Annotated in this window: 22 protein-coding genes; 14 read left to right on the top strand and 8 right to left on the bottom strand. The window is 71.8% G+C overall.

The annotated features are described in order from the left end of the window. Nucleotides 1-9 precede the first annotated feature (9 nt). The 3 genes from ACIA79_RS12335 (at nucleotide 10) to ACIA79_RS12325 (ending at nucleotide 3,389) form a co-directional block, all read left to right on the top strand. Nucleotides 10-510 (top strand): PH domain-containing protein, encoded by a 501-nt coding sequence (locus ACIA79_RS12335; RefSeq protein WP_399428147.1) that lies wholly within the window; start codon nucleotides 10-12, stop codon nucleotides 508-510. After that, entirely contained in the window at nucleotides 507-2,135 is a 1,629-nt protein-coding gene (locus ACIA79_RS12330; RefSeq protein ID WP_399428146.1) for a PH domain-containing protein, read from the top strand. Before ACIA79_RS12335 ends, ACIA79_RS12330 begins: the two co-directional genes overlap by 4 nt. Before the next feature lie 228 nt (nucleotides 2,136-2,363). Continuing rightward, nucleotides 2,364-3,389 (top strand): acyltransferase family protein, encoded by a 1,026-nt coding sequence (locus ACIA79_RS12325; protein WP_399428145.1) that lies wholly within the window; start codon nucleotides 2,364-2,366, stop codon nucleotides 3,387-3,389. A gap of 77 nt (nucleotides 3,390-3,466) precedes the next feature. Here ACIA79_RS12325 and pgl read toward each other — a convergent pair whose 3' ends face one another. From pgl to tkt, 5 genes are read right to left on the bottom strand one after another with little or no spacing between them, the layout of a single operon-like run. Then, nucleotides 3,467-4,246: a 6-phosphogluconolactonase gene (gene pgl, locus ACIA79_RS12320; protein ID WP_399428144.1), complete on the bottom strand. Its 780-nt coding sequence runs from the start codon at nucleotides 4,244-4,246 to the stop codon at nucleotides 3,467-3,469. Beyond that, nucleotides 4,243-5,283 (bottom strand): glucose-6-phosphate dehydrogenase assembly protein OpcA, encoded by a 1,041-nt coding sequence (gene opcA / locus ACIA79_RS12315; protein WP_399428143.1) that lies wholly within the window; start codon nucleotides 5,281-5,283, stop codon nucleotides 4,243-4,245. The genes pgl and opcA overlap by 4 nt, the downstream gene beginning before the upstream one ends. Next, complete coding sequence (gene zwf, locus ACIA79_RS12310) at nucleotides 5,280-6,812, bottom strand: glucose-6-phosphate dehydrogenase (RefSeq protein ID WP_399428142.1); 1,533 nt, start codon at nucleotides 6,810-6,812, stop codon at nucleotides 5,280-5,282. The genes opcA and zwf overlap by 4 nt, the downstream gene beginning before the upstream one ends. 4 nt (nucleotides 6,813-6,816) lie before the next feature. Continuing rightward, complete coding sequence (gene tal, locus ACIA79_RS12305; RefSeq protein WP_399428141.1) at nucleotides 6,817-7,935, bottom strand: transaldolase; 1,119 nt, start codon at nucleotides 7,933-7,935, stop codon at nucleotides 6,817-6,819. A 35-nt stretch (nucleotides 7,936-7,970) separates the two neighbouring features. Then, nucleotides 7,971-10,058 carry a transketolase gene (gene tkt, locus ACIA79_RS12300; RefSeq protein WP_399428140.1) on the bottom strand — a complete coding sequence of 696 codons (2,088 nt, stop codon included), beginning with the start codon at nucleotides 10,056-10,058 and terminating at the stop codon, nucleotides 7,971-7,973. A gap of 412 nt (nucleotides 10,059-10,470) precedes the next feature. Here tkt and ACIA79_RS12295 point away from each other — a divergent pair, with 412 nt between their 5' ends. From ACIA79_RS12295 to ACIA79_RS12285, 3 genes are all read left to right on the top strand, one after another. Next, complete coding sequence (locus tag ACIA79_RS12295; protein WP_399428139.1) at nucleotides 10,471-11,445, top strand: heme o synthase; 975 nt, start codon at nucleotides 10,471-10,473, stop codon at nucleotides 11,443-11,445. A 57-nt stretch (nucleotides 11,446-11,502) separates the two neighbouring features. After that, complete coding sequence (locus tag ACIA79_RS12290) at nucleotides 11,503-11,847, top strand: hypothetical protein (RefSeq protein WP_399428138.1); 345 nt, start codon at nucleotides 11,503-11,505, stop codon at nucleotides 11,845-11,847. An 81-nt stretch (nucleotides 11,848-11,928) separates the two neighbouring features. Next, on the top strand, nucleotides 11,929-13,026 hold the full coding sequence (locus ACIA79_RS12285; RefSeq protein WP_399428137.1) for an amidohydrolase: 1,098 nt from the start codon (nucleotides 11,929-11,931) through the stop codon (nucleotides 13,024-13,026). Here the strand turns inward: ACIA79_RS12285 and ACIA79_RS12280 are convergent. The 3 genes from ACIA79_RS12280 to ACIA79_RS12270 are packed head-to-tail and all read right to left on the bottom strand — an operon-like array spanning nucleotide 13,023 to nucleotide 15,725. Further along, nucleotides 13,023-14,000, bottom strand: a complete 978-nt coding sequence (locus tag ACIA79_RS12280) for a heme A synthase (protein ID WP_399428136.1) — start codon at nucleotides 13,998-14,000, stop codon at nucleotides 13,023-13,025. The two genes, ACIA79_RS12285 and ACIA79_RS12280, sit on opposite strands and share 4 nt — an antisense overlap. A 34-nt stretch (nucleotides 14,001-14,034) precedes the next feature. After that, the gene (locus ACIA79_RS12275) at nucleotides 14,035-14,802 is read right to left on the bottom strand and encodes an ABC transporter permease (protein WP_399428135.1); all 768 of its coding nucleotides are present in this window, start codon (nucleotides 14,800-14,802) and stop codon (nucleotides 14,035-14,037) included. Then, the gene (locus tag ACIA79_RS12270; RefSeq protein ID WP_399428134.1) at nucleotides 14,799-15,725 is read right to left on the bottom strand and encodes an ABC transporter ATP-binding protein; all 927 of its coding nucleotides are present in this window, start codon (nucleotides 15,723-15,725) and stop codon (nucleotides 14,799-14,801) included. The genes ACIA79_RS12275 and ACIA79_RS12270 overlap by 4 nt, the downstream gene beginning before the upstream one ends. A gap of 310 nt (nucleotides 15,726-16,035) precedes the next feature. Here ACIA79_RS12270 and ACIA79_RS12265 point away from each other — a divergent pair, with 310 nt between their 5' ends. The 8 genes from ACIA79_RS12265 to ACIA79_RS12230 all read left to right on the top strand — a co-directional run bounded on the left by ACIA79_RS12265 (nucleotide 16,036) and on the right by ACIA79_RS12230 (nucleotide 22,765). Beyond that, nucleotides 16,036-16,758 carry a helix-turn-helix transcriptional regulator gene (locus ACIA79_RS12265; RefSeq protein ID WP_399428133.1) on the top strand — a complete coding sequence of 241 codons (723 nt, stop codon included), beginning with the start codon at nucleotides 16,036-16,038 and terminating at the stop codon, nucleotides 16,756-16,758. Next, the gene (gene sufB / locus ACIA79_RS12260; RefSeq protein WP_399428132.1) at nucleotides 16,755-18,170 is read left to right on the top strand and encodes a Fe-S cluster assembly protein SufB; all 1,416 of its coding nucleotides are present in this window, start codon (nucleotides 16,755-16,757) and stop codon (nucleotides 18,168-18,170) included. Before ACIA79_RS12265 ends, sufB begins: the two co-directional genes overlap by 4 nt. 56 nt (nucleotides 18,171-18,226) lie before the next feature. After that, nucleotides 18,227-19,423: a Fe-S cluster assembly protein SufD gene (sufD, locus tag ACIA79_RS12255; RefSeq protein WP_399428131.1), complete on the top strand. Its 1,197-nt coding sequence runs from the start codon at nucleotides 18,227-18,229 to the stop codon at nucleotides 19,421-19,423. Further along, a complete protein-coding gene (locus ACIA79_RS12250) occupies nucleotides 19,423-19,740 on the top strand; it encodes a bifunctional 3-phenylpropionate/cinnamic acid dioxygenase ferredoxin subunit (protein WP_399428130.1) in 318 nt (105 codons plus the stop codon). Before sufD ends, ACIA79_RS12250 begins: the two co-directional genes overlap by 1 nt. Nucleotides 19,741-19,747: 7 nt before the next feature. After that, nucleotides 19,748-20,512 carry a Fe-S cluster assembly ATPase SufC gene (gene sufC / locus ACIA79_RS12245; protein ID WP_399428129.1) on the top strand — a complete coding sequence of 255 codons (765 nt, stop codon included), beginning with the start codon at nucleotides 19,748-19,750 and terminating at the stop codon, nucleotides 20,510-20,512. Nucleotides 20,513-20,600: 88 nt separating this feature from the next. Further along, the gene (locus tag ACIA79_RS12240) at nucleotides 20,601-21,857 is read left to right on the top strand and encodes a cysteine desulfurase (protein WP_399428128.1); all 1,257 of its coding nucleotides are present in this window, start codon (nucleotides 20,601-20,603) and stop codon (nucleotides 21,855-21,857) included. A 12-nt stretch (nucleotides 21,858-21,869) separates the two neighbouring features. Then, the gene (sufU, locus tag ACIA79_RS12235) at nucleotides 21,870-22,334 is read left to right on the top strand and encodes a Fe-S cluster assembly sulfur transfer protein SufU (protein WP_399428127.1); all 465 of its coding nucleotides are present in this window, start codon (nucleotides 21,870-21,872) and stop codon (nucleotides 22,332-22,334) included. Nucleotides 22,335-22,405: 71 nt separating this feature from the next. Beyond that, nucleotides 22,406-22,765 carry a metal-sulfur cluster assembly factor gene (locus ACIA79_RS12230; protein ID WP_399428372.1) on the top strand — a complete coding sequence of 120 codons (360 nt, stop codon included), beginning with the start codon at nucleotides 22,406-22,408 and terminating at the stop codon, nucleotides 22,763-22,765. The last annotated feature ends 171 nt before the right edge of the window (nucleotides 22,766-22,936 follow it).

Here is a 22,936-nt window from a genome sequence, read left to right as displayed (position 1 = left end):
GAAGGTCCGATGACGGGGGAGAACGCGGTGCGGCTGCGGCCGCCGGCCCACCCGCCGAGCGAGCGGGCCGTCGGCTGGTGGCGGGCGCAGCTGGCGCTGCTCACCGCGGCACCCGTGGCCGTCCTCGTGCTGCTGGGCGTGTTCATCGCGCCCGTGCGCACCTGGCTGCTGCTGCCCGCGGCGGCCGTGGCCGTGCTGGGGCTGGCCTGCACCGCGTTCCTCCCCCGCTGGTGGTTCGGCGTCCACCGGTGGGAGGTCACGGACGACGCCGTCTACGTCCGCACCGGCTACTTCCTGCGCGAGTGGCGGATCGCGCCGATGTCGCGGATCCAGACCGTGGACACCGTGCGCGGGCCGCTGGAGCAGGCGTTCCGGCTCGCCACGGTGACCGTCACCACCGCCTCCGCCAAGGGCGCCCTCCGGATCGAGGGGCTCGACCACGAACTGGCCGCGGAGCTCGCCGAGCGGTTGACCGTGCTCACCCGGGCCACCCCCGGGGACGCGACATGACGGCCGCCGGCACCGAGGACACGGCATCCGCCGGGCAGGCCGTTCCCGCTGTGCAGGTGGTTCCCGGCGGGCGCGGCGAGGACGACTGGCGGCGGCTCGACCGGCGGACCGTCGCCGTCACCGCCCTGGTGACGGCCGGTGTCGCGGCCGGTGGAGCCGTGCCCGCGTTCCTGGGGCTCGCCGGGGCGATGGCGGTGTGGCAGGCGTGCGCGTTCGTCCTGGCCGGCGCGGTCGCGCTCATCGCCGGTGCGGCGGCCGTCGACCATGTGCGCTGGCGCAGGACCCGCTACCGCATCGGCCCCGAGCGCGCCGAGCTCCACACCGGGCTGCTGCTCGTCAAGCGCCGTTCACTGCCCCGCGAGCGGATCCGCAGCGTCGACCTGACGGCCCATCCGCTGCTGCGCGTCCTCGGGCTGGTCAAGGTCCGCATGGGCACCGGGGAGCACACCGGCGGCGACTCCACCCTGGAGCTCGACCCCGTCACCCGGGCCGAGGGCGAGCGGCTGCGGCGCGAGCTGCTCGACCGCACGCTCGCCCGCGCCGACGGCACCCCGGCCGACGGCGAGCTGGCCGCGCTGGACCCCGCCTGGATCCGGTACGCCCCGGTCTCGTTCGTCGCCCCGCTGCTCGGCGGTGCGGCGGCCGGGGCCGTGCTCCAGGTCAGCGACTGGTTCGGGGCCCAGCGGGAGGTCATCGACTGGATCGGCGACCGGTTCCGGGACACGCCCCTGGTGTGGACCGTCCTCGTGCTCGTCGCGGCCGCAGCGGCCGCCGGGGTGGTCGGCGCCCTCGGACTGTGGGTCGAGATGTGGTGGAACTACCGGCTGGAGCGCGAGCCCGGCGGCACGCTCAGGGTCCGCCGCGGACTGCTCACCGCACGCTCCCTGTCCATCGAGGAACGCCGGCTGCGCGGTGTCGAGCTGGTCGAGCCGCTCGGCGCGCGCCTGTGCGGCGCCGCCCGGGTCGACGCCATCGCCACCGGACTCACCCAGGACGAGGAGGACCAGCACGCCGACCACCGGGCGCTGCTGCCCGCCGTCCCGCGCGCCCTGGCCCACGACGTGGCCGCCCGGGTGCTGCGCGAGGCGCCGGCCGCCACGGACACCCGGCTCCCGGCGCACCCCCTCACCGGACAGCCGCTGCCGGCGCTGCCCCTGACGGCCCGGCCCCTCACCGCGCACCCCCGCGCGGCCCGGACCCGCAGGCTGCGCCGTGCGGTGGGAGCCGCACTCGCCCCCGCCCTGCTGCTGGCGGTCCTCGCCGTGGCCGCCGGCCTGGACGTCCTCGCCTACGCGGCCGCCGGCTGCGCCCTGCTCCTGACGCCGGTGGCGGTCGCCTTCGCCCTCGACGCGTACCGCGCCCTGGGCCACGGCATCAGCGGCGGCTACCTCCTCACCCGTTCCGGCACGGTCCGCCGCGCGACGGTCGCCCTGCAGCGCGGCGGCGTCATCGGCTGGACGGTCAGGCAGTCGTGGCTCCAGCGCCGCGCCGGACTGGTCACGCTCACCGCGACGACGGCGGCGGGAGCCGGCGCGTACCACGTCCACGACGCCGACGGGAGCGAGGCGCTGCGCTTCGCCGCGGACGCGGTGCCGGAGCTGCTGGAGCCGTTCCTCCAGCGGTGAGATTGGGCCATCCGGCGCCGCACCAGCGGGGCCGTCCGGTGCTCCGGCACGTATCGTGGCTGGCTCCCGCGCCTGCCCCCGCAGGCGCTGCCCACCCGAAGGACGGCTGAACGGAACAGCGCGTTGTCTGTCTCGCTCCACGACCACCGGCTCGCCGAGCCGACGTCACGAGCCGCCGAAAGGAGTGCACGGACCCCGCGGGGCGGCCGGCTGCCCTCGCTGACCGGGATGAGATGGGCCGCGGCCCTCCTCGTCTTCCTCTACCACGTATGGCACGCCGGCTACCTCGGCGGCCGGGACCACGCATGGGTGAACCGGGCGTTCGCGCCGGGCCTCGTCGGCGTGTCCTTCTTCTTCGTCCTCTCCGGCTTCGTCCTGGCGTGGTCGGCCCGGCCGGGCGACCGGGCACCGGCGTTCTGGCGCCGCCGCATCGCCCGTGTCTACCCGGTCCACCTGGTCACGGCGGCGGTCACCCTGCTGCTGGCGTTCACGGTGCTGCCGGGGCTGCGGCCGCGGGACGGTCACGTCGAGGTCGTGGCGAACCTGCTGCTGGTGAGCGCCTGGCGGACCGAGTGGTGGCAGGCCGTCAACCCGGTCAGCTGGTCGCTGGTCTGCGAGGCGTTCTTCTACGCCGCGTTCCCCGCCCTGTTCGCGGTGGTCCGCCGGCTGGGCCCCGGGGGGCTCCACGTCCTGGCGGCACTGTGCGCCGTTACGGTGATGTCCCTGCCGGGCGTCGAATCGGCCTGGCACCTGGGGCTGGCCTTCAACTTCCCGCCCGTCCGGCTGCCCGAGTTCGTCCTCGGCATGGCGCTCGCCCGGCTGGTGGCACTGGGCCGGTGGTACGGCCCCGGGCCCGGCGTCTCGCTGGCGGTCACGGCGGCGGGCTACCTCCTCGTACCGGAGCTGCGCGGCGCGTACGCCTCGGCCACCGTGCTCGGCTTCGCCCTGCTCATCGCGGCCGGCGCGGTCGCCGACGTCCGGGGCACGCCGTCGCCGTGGCGCGGCCGCCGGCTCGTCCGGCTCGGCGAGTGGTCCTTCGCCTTCTACATGATCCACCTGCTGGTGCTGTCCGCCGCCGGGCTGTGGTTCGGCCGCACGCCGCACGCCGAGGGCTTCGCCTCCGTCGGCGCGGCCGCGCTCCTCCTCGCCGTGTCGCTGGCCCTGTCGGCGGTCCTGTACCACGCGGTGGAGCTGCCCGGACAAGGCCTGCTGCTGCGCAGGCGCCGCCGCGACGCCGCCTCCGCCGCGCGCTGAGCCCGCACGCACGAAACGGCCCGGCCCACCTCGCGGTGGACCGGGCCGTTCTGCGCGTACCCGACGGGGGCCGTTGCTCAGGCCGGCGCGTACAGCGAGCGCGGGAGCTCCGCGGCCGCCGCGGCGTCCAGCAGCCACAGCGTCCGGGCCAGGCCGTACGCCCCGGCGGCCGGGGCCCGGAGCTCGTCCGCACCCGACAGGGCGGTCGCGGCCGCCTCCGCCTTGTCCTCGCCCGCCGCCAGCAGCCACACCTCACGCGCCGCGCGGATCGCCCGGAACGTCAGCGAGATCCGGGTCGGTGGCGGCTTGGGCGCGCCGTGCACGCCCACCACCGTGCGCTCGGTCTCCCGCAGCGCGGGGTGCTCCGGGAACAGCGACGCGACGTGCGTGTCCGGGCCGACGCCGAGCATGAGCACGTCGAAGGCCGGCACCTCGGCGCTCGCGCCGCCCGCCCGGGCCGCCGTGGCGAGCTCCTCGGCGTACGCGGCGGCCGCGGCGTCCGCGTCCGTGCCGTACGCACCGCCCGACACGGGCATGGTGTGCACCCGCGCCGGGTCCAGCGGGACGGCGTCCAGCAGGGCGGCGCGGGCCTGCGTGTCGTTGCGGTCGGGGTCGCCCTCCGGGAGGAACCGCTCGTCGCCCCACCACAGGTCGAGCCGCGACCAGTCGATCGCGTCCCGGGCGGGCGACGAACCCAGCGCGGCCAGCAGGCCGTTGCCGTTGCGGCCGCCCGTCAGGACCACCGAGGCGGAGCCGCGGGCGGCCTGGGCGTCCACGACCGCCGTGATCAGCCGGGCCGCCGCGGCCCGCGCCATCAGCTCCTTGTCGCGGTGGACCACCAGCTGCGGTGCGCTCACTTGGCGGCCGCCTTCTTCGCCGCGGCCTTCGCCGGCGCCTTCCTGGTGGAGCCGTCACCGGGCGACGCCGCCGCGGCGGCGGGCTCCGGCCCGGCGGTCTCGGAGCCCCCGTGCCGGCCCAGCCGGTCGATCCCGTACCGCAGCGCCGAGGCGTACGTGTCGTCCGGGTCGAGCCGCCGCAGCTCCTCGGCGATCAGCTCAGCCGTCTCACGCCGCTTGAGCGCGACCGCCCGGTCGGGCTGCCCCTCGATGGACAGCGTGGCCAGCGAACCGTCGGCGCGGTCCAGCACGATCGGACCGCAGTCGGTCGCCAGCCGTACGGCCGTGAGCCCGGGCCCCTGCGACTGCGAGCGCTTCACCGGGACCTTCAACCGGTCGGCCAGCCACATGGCCAGCAGCTCGACGCTCGGGTTGAACTCCTCGCCCTCCACCTCGGCCGACGTGACCTCGCAGTGGATCTGGTCGAGGGCCGCCGCGAGCATCGAACGCCACGGCGTGATCCGCGTCCAGGACAGGTCCGTGTCACCCGGCGTGTACGCCTCGGCGCGGGCCTTCAGCTCCTCGATCGGGTGCTCACCGGCGTAGGTGTCGGTCACCCGCCGCTGGCCCAGGGCGCCCAGCGGGTCCTTCGCCGGGTCGGTCGGCGCGTCGACCGGCCACCACACCACGACCGGCGCGTCCGGCAGCAGCAGCGGCAGGACCACCGACTGGGCGTGGTTGATGACCTCGCCGTACAGCCGCAGCACCACCGTCTCGCCGGTGCCCGCGTCCGCGCCCACCCGCACCTCGGCGTCCAGGCGCGCCTTCGCCCGGTCCCGCGGCGAGCGCGAGAACCGCTTGATGACGACCAGGGTGCGCGACGGGTGCTCGCGGGACGCCTCGTTGGCGGCCTTCAGCGCGTCGTACGCGTTCTCCTCGTCGGTGACGATGACGAGGGTGAGCACCATGCCGACGGCCGGCGTGCCGATGGCCCGCCGGCCCTGCACCAGGGCCTTGTTGATCTTGCCGGACGTGGTGTCCGTAAGGTCGATCTTCATGGCCGGCGCCAGCTCCGTCCGTCTCGTGCGAGCATTTCGTCCGCCTCGACCGGCCCCCAGGTCCCGGCCTGGTACTGCGCGGGCTTGCCGTGCTTGTCCCAGTACTGCTCGATGGGGTCGAGGATCTGCCAGGACAGCTCGACCTCCTCCACGCGCGGGAAGAGGTTCGCGTCACCGAGCAGGACGTCGAGGATGAGCCGCTCGTACGCCTCGGGGCTGGACTCGGTGAAGGACTCGCCGTACGCGAAGTCCATCGAGACGTCCCGCACCTCCATGGAGGTGCCCGGTACCTTCGAGCCGAACCGCATGGTCACGCCTTCGTCCGGCTGGACGCGGATGACCAGGGCGTTGTGCCCCAGCTCCTCGGTCGCCGTGTGGTCGAAGGGGGAGTGCGGGGCCCGCTGGAAGACCACCGCGATCTCGGTGACGCGGCGGCCCAGACGCTTGCCGGTGCGCAGGTAGAAGGGGACGCCCGCCCAGCGGCGGTTGTCGATCCCCAGCTTGATCGCGGCGTACGTGTCGGTCTTGGACTTGGGGTCGATGCCCTCCTCCTCCAGGTAACCGACGGCCTTCGCGCCGCCCTGCCATCCGGCGGAGTACTGGGCCCGCACCGTCGACTTGCCGAGGTCCTTGGGCAGCCGCACCGCACCCAGCACCTTGGTCTTCTCGGCCGCGAGGGCGTCCGCGTCGAAGGAGGCGGGCTCCTCCATCGCGGTCAGGGCCAGCAGCTGGAGCAGGTGGTTCTGGATGACGTCACGGGCGGCGCCGATGCCGTCGTAGTACCCGGCGCGGCCGCCGATGCCGATGTCCTCGGCCATCGTGATCTGCACGTGGTCGACGTACGACCGGTTCCAGATCGGCTCGAAGAGGGTGTTGGCGAACCGCAGCGCCAGGATGTTCTGGACGGTCTCCTTGCCCAGGTAGTGGTCGATCCGGAAGACCTGCTCCGGGGCGAACACCTCGTGGACGATCGAGTTCAGCTCCTTGGCGGAGGCCAGGTCGTGCCCGAAGGGCTTCTCGATGACCGCGCGCCGCCAGGAGCCGTCGCTCTGGTCGGCCAGCCCGTGCTTCTTCAGCTGCTGGACGACCACGGGGAAGAACTTCGGCGGCACGGAGAGGTAGAAGGCGAAGTTGCCCCCGGTGCCCTGCGCCTGGTCGAGCTCCTCCATCGTCTTCTTGAGGGTCTCGAAGGCCTCGTTGTCGTCGAAGTTGCCCTGGACGAACCGCATCCCCTGGCTGAGCTGCTGCCACACCTCCTCGCGGAAGGGCGTGCGGGCGTGCTGCTTGACGGCCTGGTACACCTCGTCGGCGAAGTCCTCGTCCTGCCACTCGCGACGGGCGAACCCGATCAGCGAGAAGCCCGGCGGCAGCAGGCCGCGGTTGGCGAGGTCGTACACCGCGGGCATCAGCTTTTTACGGGACAAATCGCCCGTGACGCCGAAGATCACCAGGCCCGACGGCCCCGCGATGCGCGGGAGCCGTCGGTCGGCGGCGTCACGGAGCGGATTCGCTCCATGAACTGCGTTCAAGGTTTTACGCCTCCGAAGGGGCGAGGCGCTTGAGCTCCGCCTCGGTCGACTTGAGCAGGTCGTTCCAGGCCGCCTCGAACTTCTCGACGCCCTCGTCCTCCAGGACCTGGACCACATCGTCGTACGAGATGCCGAGCTTCTCGACCGCGGCGAGGTCGGCGCGCGCCTGCTCGTACGTGCCCGCGATCGTGTTGCCGGTGATCTCGCCGTGGTCGCCCGTGGCCTCCAGGGTGGCCTCCGGCATGGTGTTCACCGTGCCCGGCGCGACCAGGTCGTCGACGTACAGCGTGTCCTTGTACGCCGGGTCCTTGACGCCGGTCGAGGCCCACAGCGGACGCTGCTTGTTGGCCTGTGCCTTGTCCAGCGCGGCCCAGCGGTCCGACGAGAACACCTCCTCGTACGCCTCGTACGCGAGGCGCGCGTTGGCGAGCGCGGCCTTGCCGCGCAGCGCCTTGGCCTCGTCGGTGCCGATGCCGTCCAGGCGCTTGTCGATCTCGGTGTCCACGCGGGACACGAAGAAGGACGCCACCGAGTGGATCTTCGACAGGTCCAGGCCGCGCTCCTTGGCCTTCTCCAGGCCGGCCAGGTACGCGTCCATCACCTTGCGGTAGCGCTCCAGCGAGAAGATCAGCGTGACGTTGACGCTGATGCCCAGGCCGATGACCTCGGTGATCGCCGGCAGGCCCGCCTCGGTCGCCGGGATCTTGATCAGCGTGTTGGGGCGGTCCACCAGCCACGCGAGCTGCTTGGCCTCGGCGACCGTGGCCTTGGTGTCGTGCGCCAGGCGCGGGTCGACCTCGATCGACACGCGGCCGTCCTGGCCCTGGGTGGCGTCGAACACCGGCCGCAGGATGTCGGCGGCGTCACGGACGTCCGCCGTCGTGATCATGCGGATGGCTTCCTCGACGGTCACCTTGCGGGCGGCGAGGTCCTCCAGCTGCTGGTCGTAGCCGTGGCCCTCCGAGATCGCCTTCTGGAAGATCGAGGGATTGGTCGTCACGCCCACGACGTGCTGCTGGTCGATCAGCTCGGCCAGGTTGCCGGAGGTGATCCGCTTGCGCGACAGGTCGTCCAGCCAGATCGCGACGCCTTCGTCGGAGAGGCGCTTGAGTGCGTCTGTCATGAGAGTTGCATCTCCTACTCGTACGTATACCGGCGTCAGCGCGCTGCGGCTTCGATCGATTCCCGGGCGGCGGCGGCCACGTTGTCGGCGGTGAAGCCGAACTCGCGGAACAGGACCTTGCCGTCCGCGGAAGCGCCGAAGTGCTCCAGCGAGACGATGCGGCCCGCGTCACCGACGTACCGGTGCCAGGTCAGGCCGATCCCGGCCTCGACCGCGACCCGCGCCTTCACCGACGGAGGCAGCACCGCATCCCGGTACCCCTGGTCCTGCTCCTCGAACCACTCGACGGACGGCATCGAGACGACCCGGGTCGGAATGCCGGCGGCCTGGAGCTGCTCGCGCGCCTCGACGCACAGGTGCACCTCGGAGCCCGTGCCGATCAGCACGACCTGCGGCTCGCCGCCTTCCGCCTCGAACAGCACGTAGCCACCGCGCGCGGCGTCGTCGTTCCACTCGTACGTCGGGACGCCCTGCCGGGTGAGGGCCAGGCCGTGCGGCGTGCCCTTGCCGAACTCCTTGGTCCAGCGGCGCAGGATCTCGCGCCACGCGACCGCCGTCTCGTTGGCGTCCGCCGGGCGCACGACGTTCAGGCCCGGGATCGCCCGCAGCGACGCCAGGTGCTCCACCGGCTGGTGCGTCGGGCCGTCCTCGCCGAGACCGATCGAGTCGTGCGTCCACACGTACGTCACCGGCAGGTGCATCAGCGCGGACAGGCGGACGGCGTTGCGCATGTAGTCGGAGAACACCAGGAAGGTGCCGCCGAAGATGCGGGTGTTGCCGTGCAGCGCGATGCCGTTCATCTCCGCGGCCATCGCGTGCTCGCGGATGCCGAAGTGGATGGTCCGGCCGTACGGGTCGGCCTCCGGCAGCGGGTTGCCCGCGGGGAGGAACGACGACGTCTTGTCGATCGTCGTGTTGTTCGAGCCGGCCAGGTCGGCGGAGCCGCCCCACAGCTCGGGGATGACCGCGCCCAGCGCCTGGAGCACCTTGCCCGAGGCGGCGCGGGTCGCGACGCCCTTGCCGGGCTCGAACACCGGGAGCTTCTCCTCCCAGCCCGTGGGCAGCTCGCCCGCGGCGACGCGGTCGAACTCCGCCGCGCGCTCCGGGTTGGCGCTGCGCCACTCCTCGAACTGCTTCTCCCACGCGGCGCGGGCCTCGCGGCCGCGGTCCACGGCTTCGCGGGTGTGCGCGATGACCTCGTCGGCGACCTCGAAGGTCCGCTCCGGGTCGAAGCCCAGGACGCGCTTGGTGGCCGCGACCTCCTCGTCGCCGAGCGCCGAGCCGTGCGCGGCCTCGGTGTTCTGCGCGTTCGGCGCGGGCCAGGCGATGATCGAGCGCATCGCGATGAACGACGGGCGCGAGGTCTCGGCCCTGGCGGCCTGGAGGGCGGCGAACAGCGCCTCGGGGTCGAGGTCGCCGTTCTCCTTGGGCTCCACGCGCTGCACGTGCCAGCCGTAGGCCTCGTACCGCTTCATCGTGTCCTCGGAGACCGCGGTCTCCGTGTCGCCCTCGATCGAGATGTGGTTGTCGTCCCACAGCAGGACCAGGTTCCCGAGCTTCTGGTGCCCGGCCAGCGAGGACGCCTCCGCGGAGATGCCCTCCTGCAGGCAGCCGTCACCGGCGATGCAGTAGATGAAGTGGTCGAACGGGGACGCCCCCGGCGCGGCCTCCGGGTCGAACAGGCCCCGCTCGTAGCGCGCGGCCATCGCCATGCCCACGGCATTGGCGACACCCTGGCCCAGCGGCCCGGTCGTCGTCTCGACGCCCGCCGTATGGCCGTACTCCGGGTGGCCGGGGGTCTTGGAGCCCCAGGTCCGGAAGGCCTTCAGGTCGTCCAGCTCCAGGCCGAACCCGGCCAGGTAGAGCTGGGTGTACAGCGTCAGCGACGAGTGGCCCGCGGACAGCACGAACCGGTCACGACCGGTCCAGTCGGGGTCCGACGGGTCGTGCCGCATCACCTTCTGGAAGAGGGTGTACGCGGCGGGGGCCAGGCTCATGGCCGTACCGGGATGGCCGTTGCCGACCTTCTGTACGGCGTCCGCGGCCAGGATGCGGGCGGTGTCTACGGCCCGCTGGTCCAATTCGGTCCACTCGAGGTCTGTGGTGGTCGGCTTGGTGCTCACCCTGGGTCAGGGCTCCTCTCCACATGTCGAATGCCGGTGACGTCGATCTCACCGGCCGCTGTCGAGCCTACCCCCGTGAGAACGCGCATTTTTTCGAGTCATTCCAGAGTGCGGGCATCGCGTGCGGCCCGCCTCCCGACCGGCCACTCCGGCGTTTGTCATATGAATACGGAGCCGCTCAGCCGAGTGCTCAACCGAGCATGGCGACCGCCCTTTGCGACCCCCTTCCGCACCTCTTCCCGCACGCCTTCCACACCCCTTTCCGCAGCCCCTTCCGGCACCCGGTCCAACACGACCGACCCCCGAGGAGGGCGAGGTATGGGCAACGTCTAGAGTGGCGTGGTACGCGCGAGTCTTTACCGGGCCTTCACGCCCGGCGCGACTTGCTGGGATGTCTCTGTCAGGGGTGTGCGTGACGGCCGTCGAATCCCGTCCTGGGGGGACCTCCCAGGCCCTTGGGGCTCTGGGGGAGGGTGTTCTCGGGACGAGCACCGGCAACCGGCCATTCGGGGCCCGCGTCAAGGCGTTCGTGGCTCTGACCAAGCCGCGGATCATCGAGCTGCTGCTCATCACCACCGTTCCGGTGATGTTCCTGGCCGAGCAGGGTGTGCCCGACCTGTGGCTGGTGGTCAACACCTGCCTCGGCGGATACCTTTCCGCGGGTGGCGCCAACGCCCTGAACATGTACATCGACCGCGACATCGACGCCCTGATGGACCGCACGTCCCAGCGGCCGCTGGTCACGGGCATGGTCTCGCCGCGCGAGGGGCTGGTCTTCGGCCTCGTCCTCGCGGTCGTCTCCACGGTCTGGTTCGGCCTGCTCGTCAACTGGCTGTCCGCCTGGCTGTCCCTCGGCGCGCTGCTCTTCTACGTCGTCGTCTACACGATGATCCTCAAGCGCCGTACCGCGCAGAACATCGTGTGGGGCGGGATCGCCGGCTGCATGCCGGTCCTCATCGGCTGGTCGGCGGTGACCGACTCGATGTCCTGGGCCGCCGTCATCCTCTTCCTCGTCATCTTCTTCTGGACGCCGCCGCACTACTGGCCGCTGTCGATGAAGGTGAAGGAGGACTACGCGCGCGTGGGCGTGCCCATGCTCCCCGTCGTCGCCTCCAACAAGGTGGTGGCCCGCCAGATCGTCCTCTACAGCTGGGTCATGGTCGCCGTCTCCCTGCTGCTGACGCCGCTCGGCTACACCGGCTGGTTCTACACCGCGGTGGCGCTCGCGACGGGCGGCTGGTGGCTGTGGGAGGCGCACGCGCTCCAGGCGCGCGCGAAGGCGGGCGAAACGGGCGCGAAGCTCAAGGAGATGCGCCTGTTCCACTGGTCGATCACGTACGTGTCGCTGCTGTTCGTGGCGGTCGCGGTGGACCCGTTCCTGCGCTGAGGCGTGTGGCGCCGATGACTCTGGCCAGTTTCCCTACTGGTCGGTAGCATCCTGTTCATGGCAGACACCAAGCAGGCGGACAAGCAGGGCGGCAAGCAGGCCGAGCGCAGGATCTCCCGGCTCGCCAAGCAGATCCGGGCCTTTTCCGAGGAGCACGGCGGCGCCGAGGGACAGCTGGCCTACATCGGCCAGATGGGCACCCGCATCGTGCTCGTCGGTGAGGACGGCGGCTGGGGCGACCTCGTCGCCCCCACGCACGAGGTCGCGAAGTCCGCAGCCGAGAAGGCCGGGCTCACCCTCCACGACGACTTCGACGGCGACCTGGCGGCGAAGGTGCGCACCGGCCCGTACGAGTGGACGCGCATGGCCGGCATCCAGATCGGCGGCCCCTCCAACGACTGAGGCGGCATCCGGGGCAACACCTCGGGCGGGGGTCACCCGTTAGGACCTGTGACGGTTCAGCCACCGCAGGGAGCCCCCGCAATGATCGACACCCCGACGCTGGTGGACCAGTACTGCCACGGGGTGCTCCGCACGGAACTGGGCCTCGGCACGTTCGAGGCCCGTCTCGGCACGACCGCGGGTCCGCCCGCGCCGGGCACCACGTTCTTCGACACGCAGACCGGCTTCGCGGTGCGGCGCTGGTGCCCGCCGCTCCTCGGCCTGGAGCCGCACTGCCCGCCCGCCCGGTACCTGGCCCGCCGACGTGAGCTCGGCGTCCTGGAGACGGGCCGGCGACTGCTGCGCGCGACCGGGATCTCCACCTATCTGGTGGACACCGGACTGCCGGGCGACCTCACCGATCCGGTGGAGATCGCCGCCGCGGCTGACGCGGAGGCCCACGAGATCGTCCGCCTCGAACTCCTCGCCGAAGAGGTCGCCGACACCTCCGGCACGGTCGACGGGCTGCTGTCCAACCTGGCCGAGGCCGTCCACGGCGCGGCCGTCTCCGCCGTGGCCTTCGCCTCCGTCGCCGCCGTGCGGCACGGCCTGGTGTACGCCCCCGATCCGCCAGGCCCCGGCGAGGTGCGCGGCGCGGCCGGCCGCTGGCTGGCGGGCCGCCGCGCGGGCGAGCCGCTCACCGACCCCGTCCTGCTGCGCCACCTGCTGTGGATCGCGGTCTCCTCCGGGCGGCCGCTCCAGCTCCACGTGGACGTCGAGGACCCGATACGGCTCGCCGACTTCGCGGCCGCCACCAGCGGGCTCGGTACGGATCTGGTGCTGCTGCACGGCTCCCCGCACCACCGGCGGACCGCCCACCTGACGAGCGTCTTCCCCCACGTGTACGCAGACCTCGGGGCCGCCCTGGCCCGCACCGGCCCCCGGGCGTCGGCCGTGCTCGCGGAGATCCTGGAGCTGGCGCCCTTCGGCAAGCTGCTGTTCTCCAGCGGCGCCGGCGGATTGCCCGAGCTGCACGTGGTGGGCGCGCGGGTGTTCCGCGAGGCGCTCGGGAACGTGCTGGCCGACTGGGTGCGCGCCGGCGCCTGGTCCCGTACGGACGCGCAACGCGTCGCCGACATGATCGCGGCGGGCAACGCCCGGCGGGTGTACGGGCTGCGGGCCGGCCCGGGGGGTGTCTAGGCGGTCGCCGTGACGCTCACCGCGTCCGGCTGCCGCCCGGGCGCGTCCGGCACGGCGGCCGGCCGCTCGCGCAGGCTCAGCGCCAGCCGCAGCACGGCGATCCACATCAGCGAGGAGCCCAGCATGTGCAGGCCCACCAGGATCTCCGGCACACCGGTGAAGTACTGCACGTACCCGATCCCGCCCTGCGCCAGCAGCACCAGCAGCAGGTCGCGGGCGCGCGCCCGGGTGTCGTCCGGGGCGTCCACCACCCGCAGCACGAAGAACACGGCCAGCGCCAGGGCGCACACCGCCCAGGCGAAGAGCGCGTGGACCTGGGCGACGGAGGCGTAGTCGAACGGCATGCGCGGTACGTCGCTGCTGTCGCCCGCGTGCTCGCCCGAGCCCGTCACCACCGTGCCCGCCGCGACCAGCAGGCCGGCGACGACCACCAGCGTCCAGCCCAGCTTCCGTACCGGCCCCGGCACGCGGGGGCGGGCCGCGCCGTCGCCTTCGCCGGTGCGCAGCCAGCTGAGCGTGGTCACCGTCAGCAGCGCGTTGGCGGCGAGGAAGTGGACGGCCACCGTCCACGGGTTGAGCTCAAGGCGCACCGTGATGCCGCCGATGACGGCGTTGAGCGCCACGATCCAGAACTGCAGCCAGCCCAGCCGGCTCAGCTCACGCCGCCACGGCTTGGCCGCGCGCGCCGCGACGATGAACCAGCCCACCGCCGCCGACACCACGTACGTCAGCATGCGGTTGCCGAACTCGATCGCTCCGTGGATGCCCTGCTCGGACGTGGTGAAGAGGCTGTCGTCCGTGCACTTGGGCCAGGTGTCGCAGCCGAGCCCGGAACCGGTCAGCCGGACGGCGCCGCCCGTCACGATGATGACGACCGTCATGACGACGGCGGAGAGCGCGGCGCGCCGGACCGTCCTGGGGGAGGGAGTCCAGCGCTGGGCGATGAAGGCGAGGGGGGTCAACACGGCATCCATCGTAGGTGCCCGCTTGTGCACGGATTCACGAGGGTCACTCCCAGCGGAAGAGACGCGCCGCCGCGGCCAGTCCGGCGGCGGCCCAGCCGGTGAGCACGGCGGCCGCGTCCCACGGCATCGGGGCGCCGTGCCGGAGCACCTCCCGCAGTCCGTCCGAGAGCGCCGAGATCGGCAGCAGCTCCAGCACCGCACGCGCCGCGTCCGGGAACCTGTCCAGCGGGACGACCACCCCGCCGCCCACCAGGAGCAGCAGGAACACCAGATTGGCGGCGGCCAGCGTGGCCTCCGCCTTCAGCGTGCCGGCCATCAGCAGGCCGAGCCCCGAGAAGGCCGCCGTACCGAGCAGGAGCAGCAGCAGGACGGAGAGGGGGTTGCCCCGCGGCGACCAGCCGAGCGCCAGCGCGATCACCGTGAGGAGGGTGATCTGCAGCACCTCCGTGACCAGGACGGAGAGCGTCTTGGCCGCCATCAGCGCCCAGCGGGGCAGCGGCGACGCGCCGAGGCGCTTGAGGACCCCGTACCGCCGCTCGAAACCGGTCGCGATCGCCTGGCCGGTGAAGGCCGTCGACATCACGGCGAGCGCGAGGACGCCCGGGGCGAGGAAGTCCACCGCCGCGCCGTCGCCGGTGTCGACGATGTCCACCGTCGAGAACAGCACCAGCAGGAGCGACGGGATGACGACGGTGAGCAGCAGCTGCTCACCGTTGCGCAGCAGCATCCTCGTCTCCAGCGCCGCCTGCGCGGCGATCATCCGGCCGACGGGTGCCGCGCCGGGCTTGGGCGTGTAGGTCCCGGCGCTCATGGGCGCAGCTCCTTGCCGGTGAGGGTGAGGAAGACGTCTTCGAGGGTGTGCCGCTCGACGGAGATGCGGTCGGGCATCACCCCGTGCTGCGCACACCACGTGGTGACCGTGGCGAGCAGCTGGGGGTCGACGGTGCCGCTGATCCGGTACGCACCCGGCGTGAGCTCGGCGGCGGCGGTGCCGTCCGGCAGCGCCTTGAGCAGCGAGCCGAGGTCGAGGCCGGGGCGGCCGGTGAAGCGCAGGGTGTTCTCGGCGCCGCCGCGGCACAGCTCCTCCGGGCTGCCCTGGGCGACCACCCGGCCCGCGTCGATGATCGCTATGTCGTCGGCGAGCTCCTCGGCCTCGTCCATGAAGTGGGTCGTCAGGACGACGCCCACGCCGTCGGCGCGCAGCTCGCGTACGAGGGCCCAGGTGGCCCGCCGGGCCTGCGGGTCGAGTCCGGCGGTCGGCTCGTCGAGGAAGACGAGCTCGGGCCGTCCCACCACGGCCATGGCCAGCGCGAGGCGCTGCTGCTGGCCGCCGGAGAGCCGGCGGTAGGACGTCCGGCCGCAGGACCCGAGGCCGAGGCGCTCGATCAGCGCGTCGACGTCGAGCGGGTGGGCGTGCAGCCTGGCCATGTGGCGGAGCATCTCGTCGGCGCGGGCGCCGGAGTAGACGCCGCCGGACTGGAGCATCACGCCGATGCGGGGGCGCAGACGGGCGGCGTCGGCGACCGGGTCGAGCCCCAGCACGCGGACGGTGCCGGCGTCGGCGCGGCGGTAGCCCTCGCACGTCTCGACGGTGGTGGTCTTGCCGGCGCCGTTGGGCCCGAGGACGGCGGTGACCGTACCCGCGCGGACGTCGAGGTCGAGCCCGTCGACGGCGGTCTTGGTCCCGTACCGCTTGACGAGGCCCCGGACCTGTACGACGGACTCGTATCGCATGCGGGGAAGTCTAAGGAGCGCGGGGCGGTGGACGGGGCCGGGGTGGGGGCATCGGCCGGAAGAGGGAATCTCCCGCGCGCCCGCCCCGGCCCGCCCGGGCCGGCGCCGCGGGCAGCCCCCGGCGGGGGTGCCCGGCACCGGTGCGAGTGGGATAAGGGCCGGTCAGAGGCCGGGGGAGGGGGTCGGCGGAAACATCCCACCAATGATCGTTTCCGCAGGTCAGGTTAGGTTTCCCTTAGTGACGTACGGCACCGTGGTGCCGGATGGGCCTCGCTTGTCACTCTTCGGAGAATTACGCAACAATGGCGTTGTGAAAAACGTCGGACAGGCTCACGACGCTCCGGTGGAGGAGCTCGCGACCGGGGAGCGCTCCACGCGCAACCGGGTCGCGCGGTCCATCCTGGATCACGGGCCCTCCACGGTGGCCGAGCTCGCCAAGCGGCTCGGCCTCACTCAGGCCGCCGTCCGCCGCCACCTCGACGCGCTCGTCGCCGATGACGTCGTCGCCCCCCGAGAGCAGCGCGTCTACGGCGCCCGCACCCGCGGCCGGCCGGCCAAGGTGTTCGCGCTGACGGACTGCGGCCGGGACGCGTTCGACCAGTCGTACGACACGCTCGCCGTCGACGCCCTGCGCTGGATCGAGCAGAACGCCGGAGGGGAGGCCGCCGTCGCCGCGTTCGCCCGGGACCGGGTCGAGGCACAGGCGGAGGCGTACCGCGAGGCCGTCGAGGCCGCGGCGCCCGAGGAGCGCGCCGAGGCGCTCGCCAGGGCACTGAGCGCCGACGGGTACGCTGCGACGGCGCGCAACGCGCCGGTCGGACAGCAGCTGTGCCAGCACCACTGCCCGGTGGCCCACGTCGCGGAGCAGTACCCGCAACTGTGCGAGGCGGAGACCGAGGTCTTCAGCCGCCTGCTCGGCACCCACGTGCAGAGGCTGGCGACCATCGCCCACGGCGACGGTGTCTGCACGACGTACATCCCGCACACCACACCAACAGCATCCGCAAGCACGGCCGGGAGGAACCCCGCATGACCACCGAGATCAGCCACCCCGAGCTCGAGGGCCTGGGTCGGTACGAATATGGCTGGGCCGACCCGGACGCGGCCGGTGCCACCGCCAAGCGCGGTCTCTCCGAGGACGTCGTCCGCGACATTTCCGCGAAGAAGAACGAGCCCGAGTGGATGCTGAAGCTCCGCCTCAAGGGTCTGCGCCTCTTCGACAAGAAGCCCATGCCGAACTGGGGCTCCGACCTGTCGGGCATCGACTTCGACAACATCAAGTACTTCGTCCGCTCCACCGAGAAGCAGGCGGCCTCCTGGGAGGACCTGCCCGAGGACATCAAGAACACGTACGACAAGCTCGGCATCCCCGAGGCGGAGAAGCAGCGCCTCGTCGCCGGTGTCGCCGCGCAGTACGAGTCCGAGGTCGTGTACCACCAGATCCGCGAGGACCTGGAGTCCCAGGGCGTGATCTTCCTCGACACGGACACCGCGCTCAAGGAGCACCCGGAGCTCTTCCAGGAGTACTTCGGCACGGTCATCCCGGTCGGCGACAACAAGTTCGCGTCGCTGAACACGGCGGTGTGGTCCGGCGGCTCGTTCATCTACGTGCCGAAGGGCGTGCACGTCGACATCCCGCTCCAGGCCTACTTCCGCATCAACACGGAGAACATGGGCCAGTTCGAGCGGACGCTGATCATCGTCGACGAGGACGCCTACGTCCACTACGTCGAGGGCTGCACCGCCCCGATCTACTCCTCGGACTCGCTGCACAGCGCCGTCGTGGAGATCATCGTCAAGAAGGGCGGCCGCTGCCGCTACACGACGATCCAGAACTGGTCGAACAACGTCTACAACCTGGTCACCAAGCGCGCCGTGGCCTACGAGGGCGCGACCATGGAGTGGGTCGACGGCAACATCGGCTCCAAGGTGACGATGAAGTACCCGGCCGTCTACCTGATGGGCGAGCACGCCAAGGGCGAGACCCTGTCCATCGCCTTCGCGGGCGAGGGCCAGCACCAGGACGCGGGCGCCAAGATGGTCCACATGGCCCCGAACACCTCCTCCAACATCGTCTCCAAGTCGGTGGCGCGAGGCGGCGGCCGCACCTCCTACCGCGGTCTCATCGAGATCGGCGAGGGCGCCCCGGGCTCCAAGTCCAACGTGCTGTGCGACGCCCTGCTCGTCGACACGATCTCCCGCTCGGACACGTACCCGTACGTCGACGTCCGCGAGGACGACGTGTCGATGGGCCACGAGGCGACCGTCTCCAAGGTCTCCGAGGACCAGCTCTTCTACCTGATGAGCCGCGGCCTGTCGGAGGACGAGGCCATGGCCATGATCGTGCGCGGGTTCGTCGAGCCCATCGCCAAGGAACTGCCCATGGAGTACGCGCTGGAGCTCAACCGGCTGATCGAGCTGCAGATGGAGGGTGCGGTCGGCTGACGCCGTCCCGCCGTCCGTACCCGGTCTTTACGTAGGAAGAGAGCAACACGACAGCCATGGCTGAGGCCCAGAACAACCCGACGGGGACCATCCCGGCGGGCTCCACCACCGCCGGCTCCATCGCGGTGGCCGCCGAGTCCACCGTCGCCACCCGCATGAGCGCCCCCCCGTCCTTCGACGTCGCGGACTTCCCCGTCCCGCACGGCCGTGAGGAGGAGTGGCGGTTCACGCCGCTGGAGCGGCTGCGCGGTCTCCACGACGGCACCGCGGTCGCCACCGGCGACGGCGTACGCGTCGAGGTGGAGGCGCCGGAGGGCGTCACCGTCGAGACCGTCGGCCGCGACGACGCGCGGCTCGGCAGGGCCGGCACCCCGGTGGACCGGGTCGCCGCCCAGGCGTACTCCGCCTTCGAGAAGGCCTCGGTCGTCACCGTGCCCAAGGAGACCGTGCTCACCGAGCCGATCCGGATCTCCGTGCACGGCGAGGGCGGCACCGCCTTCGGCCACCAGGTCGTCGAGCTCGGCGCGTTCGCCGAGGCCGTCGTGGTCATCGACCACACCGGTGACGCGGTGCTCGCCGCCAACGTCGACTACCTGCTCGGCGACGGCGCCAAGCTCACCGTCGTCTCGATCCAGGACTGGGACGAGAAGGCCGTCCACGTCGGCCAGCACAACGCGCTCGTCGGGCGCGACGCCTCCTTCAAGTCGGTCGTCGTCACCTTCGGCGGAGACGTCGTCCGCCTCCACCCGCGCGTGCGGTACGCCGCCACGGGCGGCGAGGCCGAGCTGTTCGGCCTGTACTTCACCGAGCAGGGCCAGCACCAGGAGCACCGCCTCCTCGTCGACCACAACACCCCGCACTGCAAGTCCAACGTCGCCTACAAGGGCGCGCTGCAGGGCGAGAACGCCCACGCCGTGTGGATCGGTGACGTCCTCATCCAGGCCGCGGCCGAGGGCACCGACACCTACGAGATGAACCGCAACCTGGTCCTCACGGACGGCGCCCGCGTCGACTCCGTGCCGAACCTGGAGATCGAGACCGGCGAGATCGCCGGCGCCGGTCACGCCTCGGCCACGGGCCGCTTCGACGACGAGCAGCTCTTCTACCTGATGGCCCGCGGCATCCCGGAGACCGAGGCCCGCCGCCTCGTCGTCCGCGGCTTCTTCGCCGAGCTCGTGCAGCAGATCGGCCTGCCGGACGTCGAGGAGCGCCTCATGGCCAAGATCGAGGCCGAGCTGGAGGCGTCGGTCTGATGCCTTACGTCCGCGCCTGTGGGCTGAGCGAGCTGGCGGAGGACACCCCGAAGCGGGTGGAGATCGACGGCACGCCGGTCTCCGTCGTCCACACCGAAGGGGAGGTGTTCGCGATCCACGACATCTGCTCGCACGCGAACGTCTCGCTCTCGGAGGGCGAGGTCGAGGACTGCCAGATCGAGTGCTGGCTCCACGGCTCCGCCTTCGACCTCCGCACCGGCAAGCCGTCCGGCCTTCCCGCGACGCGCCCCGTCCCCGTATACCCCGTAAAGATCGAAGGGGACGATGTGCTCGTCTCCGTCACCCAGGAGTCCTGAGTCACCCATGGCAACGCTTGAAATCCGCGACCTGCACGTCTCCGTCGAGGCCGACAACGCCACGAAGGAGATCCTCAAGGGCGTCGACCTGACCGTGAAGCAGGGTGAGACCCACGCCATCATGGGCCCCAACGGCTCCGGCAAGTCGACGCTCGCGTACTCGCTCGCGGGCCACCCCAAGTACACGATCACCGGCGGCACCGTCACCCTCGACGGCGAGGACGTCCTGGAGATGTCCGTCGACGAGCGCGCCCGCGCCGGCGTCTTCCTCGCCATGCAGTACCCGGTCGAGATCCCCGGCGTCTCGGTGAGCAACTTCCTGCGCACCTCCGCCACCGCCGTCCGCGGCGAGGCCCCCAAGCTGCGCACCTGGGTGAAGGAGGTCAAGGAGGCCATGGAGCGCCTCAACATGGACCCCGCCTTCGCCGAGCGCAACGTGAACGAGGGCTTCTCCGGCGGTGAGAAGAAGCGCCACGAGATCCTCCAGCTCGAGCTCCTCAAGCCGAAGATCGCGATCCTCGACGAGACCGACTCCGGCCTGGACGTCGACGCGCTGCGCATCGTCTCCGAGGGCGTCAACCGCGTCCGCGAGAGCGGCGAGGTCGGCACCCTGCTGATCACGCACTACACGCGCATCCTGCGCTACATCAAGCCGGACCACGTCCACGTCTTCGCCGGCGGCCGCATCGTCGAGTCGGGCGGCCCCGAGCTCGCCGACAAGCTCGAGGCCGAGGGTTACGAGTCGTACACGAAGGGCGGCGTATCCCAGTGAGTGACGCGCGGGAGGCCACCGGCCCGCAGACGACGTGCGACGTGCAGGTGCGCCTCGCGGGCGGAGAGACGAACGAAAGGGGCGCAGCGTGACACAGCTGCCGGGCCTTCTCGACACCGAGGCGATCCGCAAGGACTTCCCGATCCTCGACCGGGTGCTCCACGACGGCAAGAAGCTCGTGTACCTGGACAACGCGGCGACCTCGCAGACGCCGCGCCAGGTCATCGACGTGCTCAGTGAGTACTACGAGCAGCACAACGCCAACGTGCACCGCGGTGTGCACGTGCTGGCCGAGGAGGCCACGGCGCTGTACGAGGGCGCGCGCGACAAGGTCGCCGCGTTCATCAACGCGCCGAGCCGCGACGAGGTGATCTTCACCAAGAACGCCTCCGAGTCGCTCAACCTCGTGGCGAACATGCTGGGCTGGGCCGATGAGCCCTACCGGGTCGACCGCGAGACCGAGATCGTCATCACGGAGATGGAGCACCACTCCAACATCGTGCCGTGGCAGCTGCTCGCGCAGCGCACCGGCGCGAAGCTGAAGTGGTTCGGGCTGACCGACGACGGCCGCCTCGACCTCTCCCGCATCGACGAGGTCATCACCGAGAAGACGAAGATCGTCTCCTTCGTGCTGGTCTCCAACATCCTGGGCACGTTCAACCCCGTCGAGGCGATCGTGCGCCGCGCCCAGGAGGTCGGCGCCCTGGTGCTGATCGACGCGTCGCAGGCCGCCCCGCACATGGTGCTGGACGTCCAGGCCCTCCAGGCCGACTTCGTGGCCTTCACCGGCCACAAGATGTGCGGCCCGACCGGCATCGGCGTGCTCTGGGGCCGCCAGGAGCTGCTGGAGGACCTCCCGCCGTTCCTCGGCGGCGGCGAGATGATCGAAACCGTTTCGATGAGCTCGTCGACGTACGCCCCCGCGCCGCACAAGTTCGAGGCGGGTACGCCCCCGATCGCGCAGGCCGTCGGCCTGGGCGCGGCCGTGGACTACCTCTCCGCGATCGGCATGGACCGGATCGCCGCGCACGAGCACGCGATCACGGAGTACGCGCTCCAGCGCTTCCAGGAGGTCCCGGACCTGCGGATCATCGGCCCGGTGACGGCCGAGGACCGCGGCGCGGCGATCTCCTTCACGCTCGGTGACATCCACCCGCACGACGTGGGCCAGGTCCTCGACGAGCAGGGCATCGCGGTCCGCGTGGGCCACCACTGCGCGCGGCCCGTCTGCCTGCGGTACGGAATTCCTGCGACCACGCGGGCGTCGTTCTATCTGTACTCCACTCCGGCCGAGGTCGACGCCCTGGTCGCGGGCCTGGAGCACGTCCGTAACTTCTTCGGGTAGAGGCGGCTGCTTGTGAAGCTGGATTCGATGTACCAGGACGTCATCCTGGACCACTACAAGAACCCGCACGGGCGGGGCTTGCGGGACGGCGACGCCGAGGTGCACCACGTCAACCCGACGTGCGGCGACGAGATCACCCTGCGCGTGCGGTACGACGGGACGCGCGTCGCGGACGTGTCGTACGAGGGCCAGGGCTGCTCCATCAGCCAGGCGTCCGCCTCCGTGCTGAATGAACTCCTCGTCGGCAAGGAACTCGCCGAGGCGCAGCGGATCCAGGGCACCTTCCTGGAGCTGATGCAGTCCAAGGGCCGGATCGAGCCGGACGACGCCATGGAGGAGGTGCTGGAGGACGCCATCGCGTTCGCCGGTGTCTCCAAGTACCCGGCGCGGGTGAAGTGCGCCCTGCTGAGCTGGATGGCCTGGAAGGACGCGACGGCCCAGGCGATGGGTGAGGGCGCGGAGAGGAAGAGCGCATGACTGAGAACGACACGGCCGCCGAGCTCGCGGCCGGTGGCGAGACGACCGTCCCCGAGCCGGCGGCGGCGAGCGTGACGGCCGGCGCGCAGCCGGCGGCCGTCGGCGGGACCGGCTCGGTCACGCCGGCGACCGAGGAAGAGGTCCGCGAGGCGCTGTACGACGTCGTCGACCCCGAGCTGGGCATCGACGTGGTCAACCTCGGCCTGATCTACGGCATCCACATCGACGACGCGAACATCGCGACGCTGGACATGACGCTGACGTCCGCGGCCTGCCCGCTGACCGACGTGATCGAGGACCAGGCGAAGGCCGCGACGGACGGCATCGTCAACGAGCTGAAGATCAACTGGGTCTGGATGCCGCCGTGGGGTCCGGACAAGATCACCGACGACGGCCGCGAGCAGCTGCGCGCCCTCGGCTTCAACGTCTGACGCGCCCCGCGCCTCCGGCACCGCTGCGACGGCCGTGGCCCCCCGGGGCGCCCCGGGGGGCCCGCCGGGGGGCGGGGGGGGGGGCCGGGGGCCCCCCCCCCGGGGGGGCCGCCCCCCCCCCCGGGGGGGGCCGGGCCCCGCTCTACCATGGGTATGCGCGGGTGACGGGGA

Source organism: Streptomyces sp. NPDC051310, from assembly GCF_044455245.1.
GTDB lineage: Bacteria > Actinomycetota > Actinomycetes > Streptomycetales > Streptomycetaceae > Streptomyces.
This window is presented reverse-complemented; position numbering and strand designations above follow the sequence as displayed.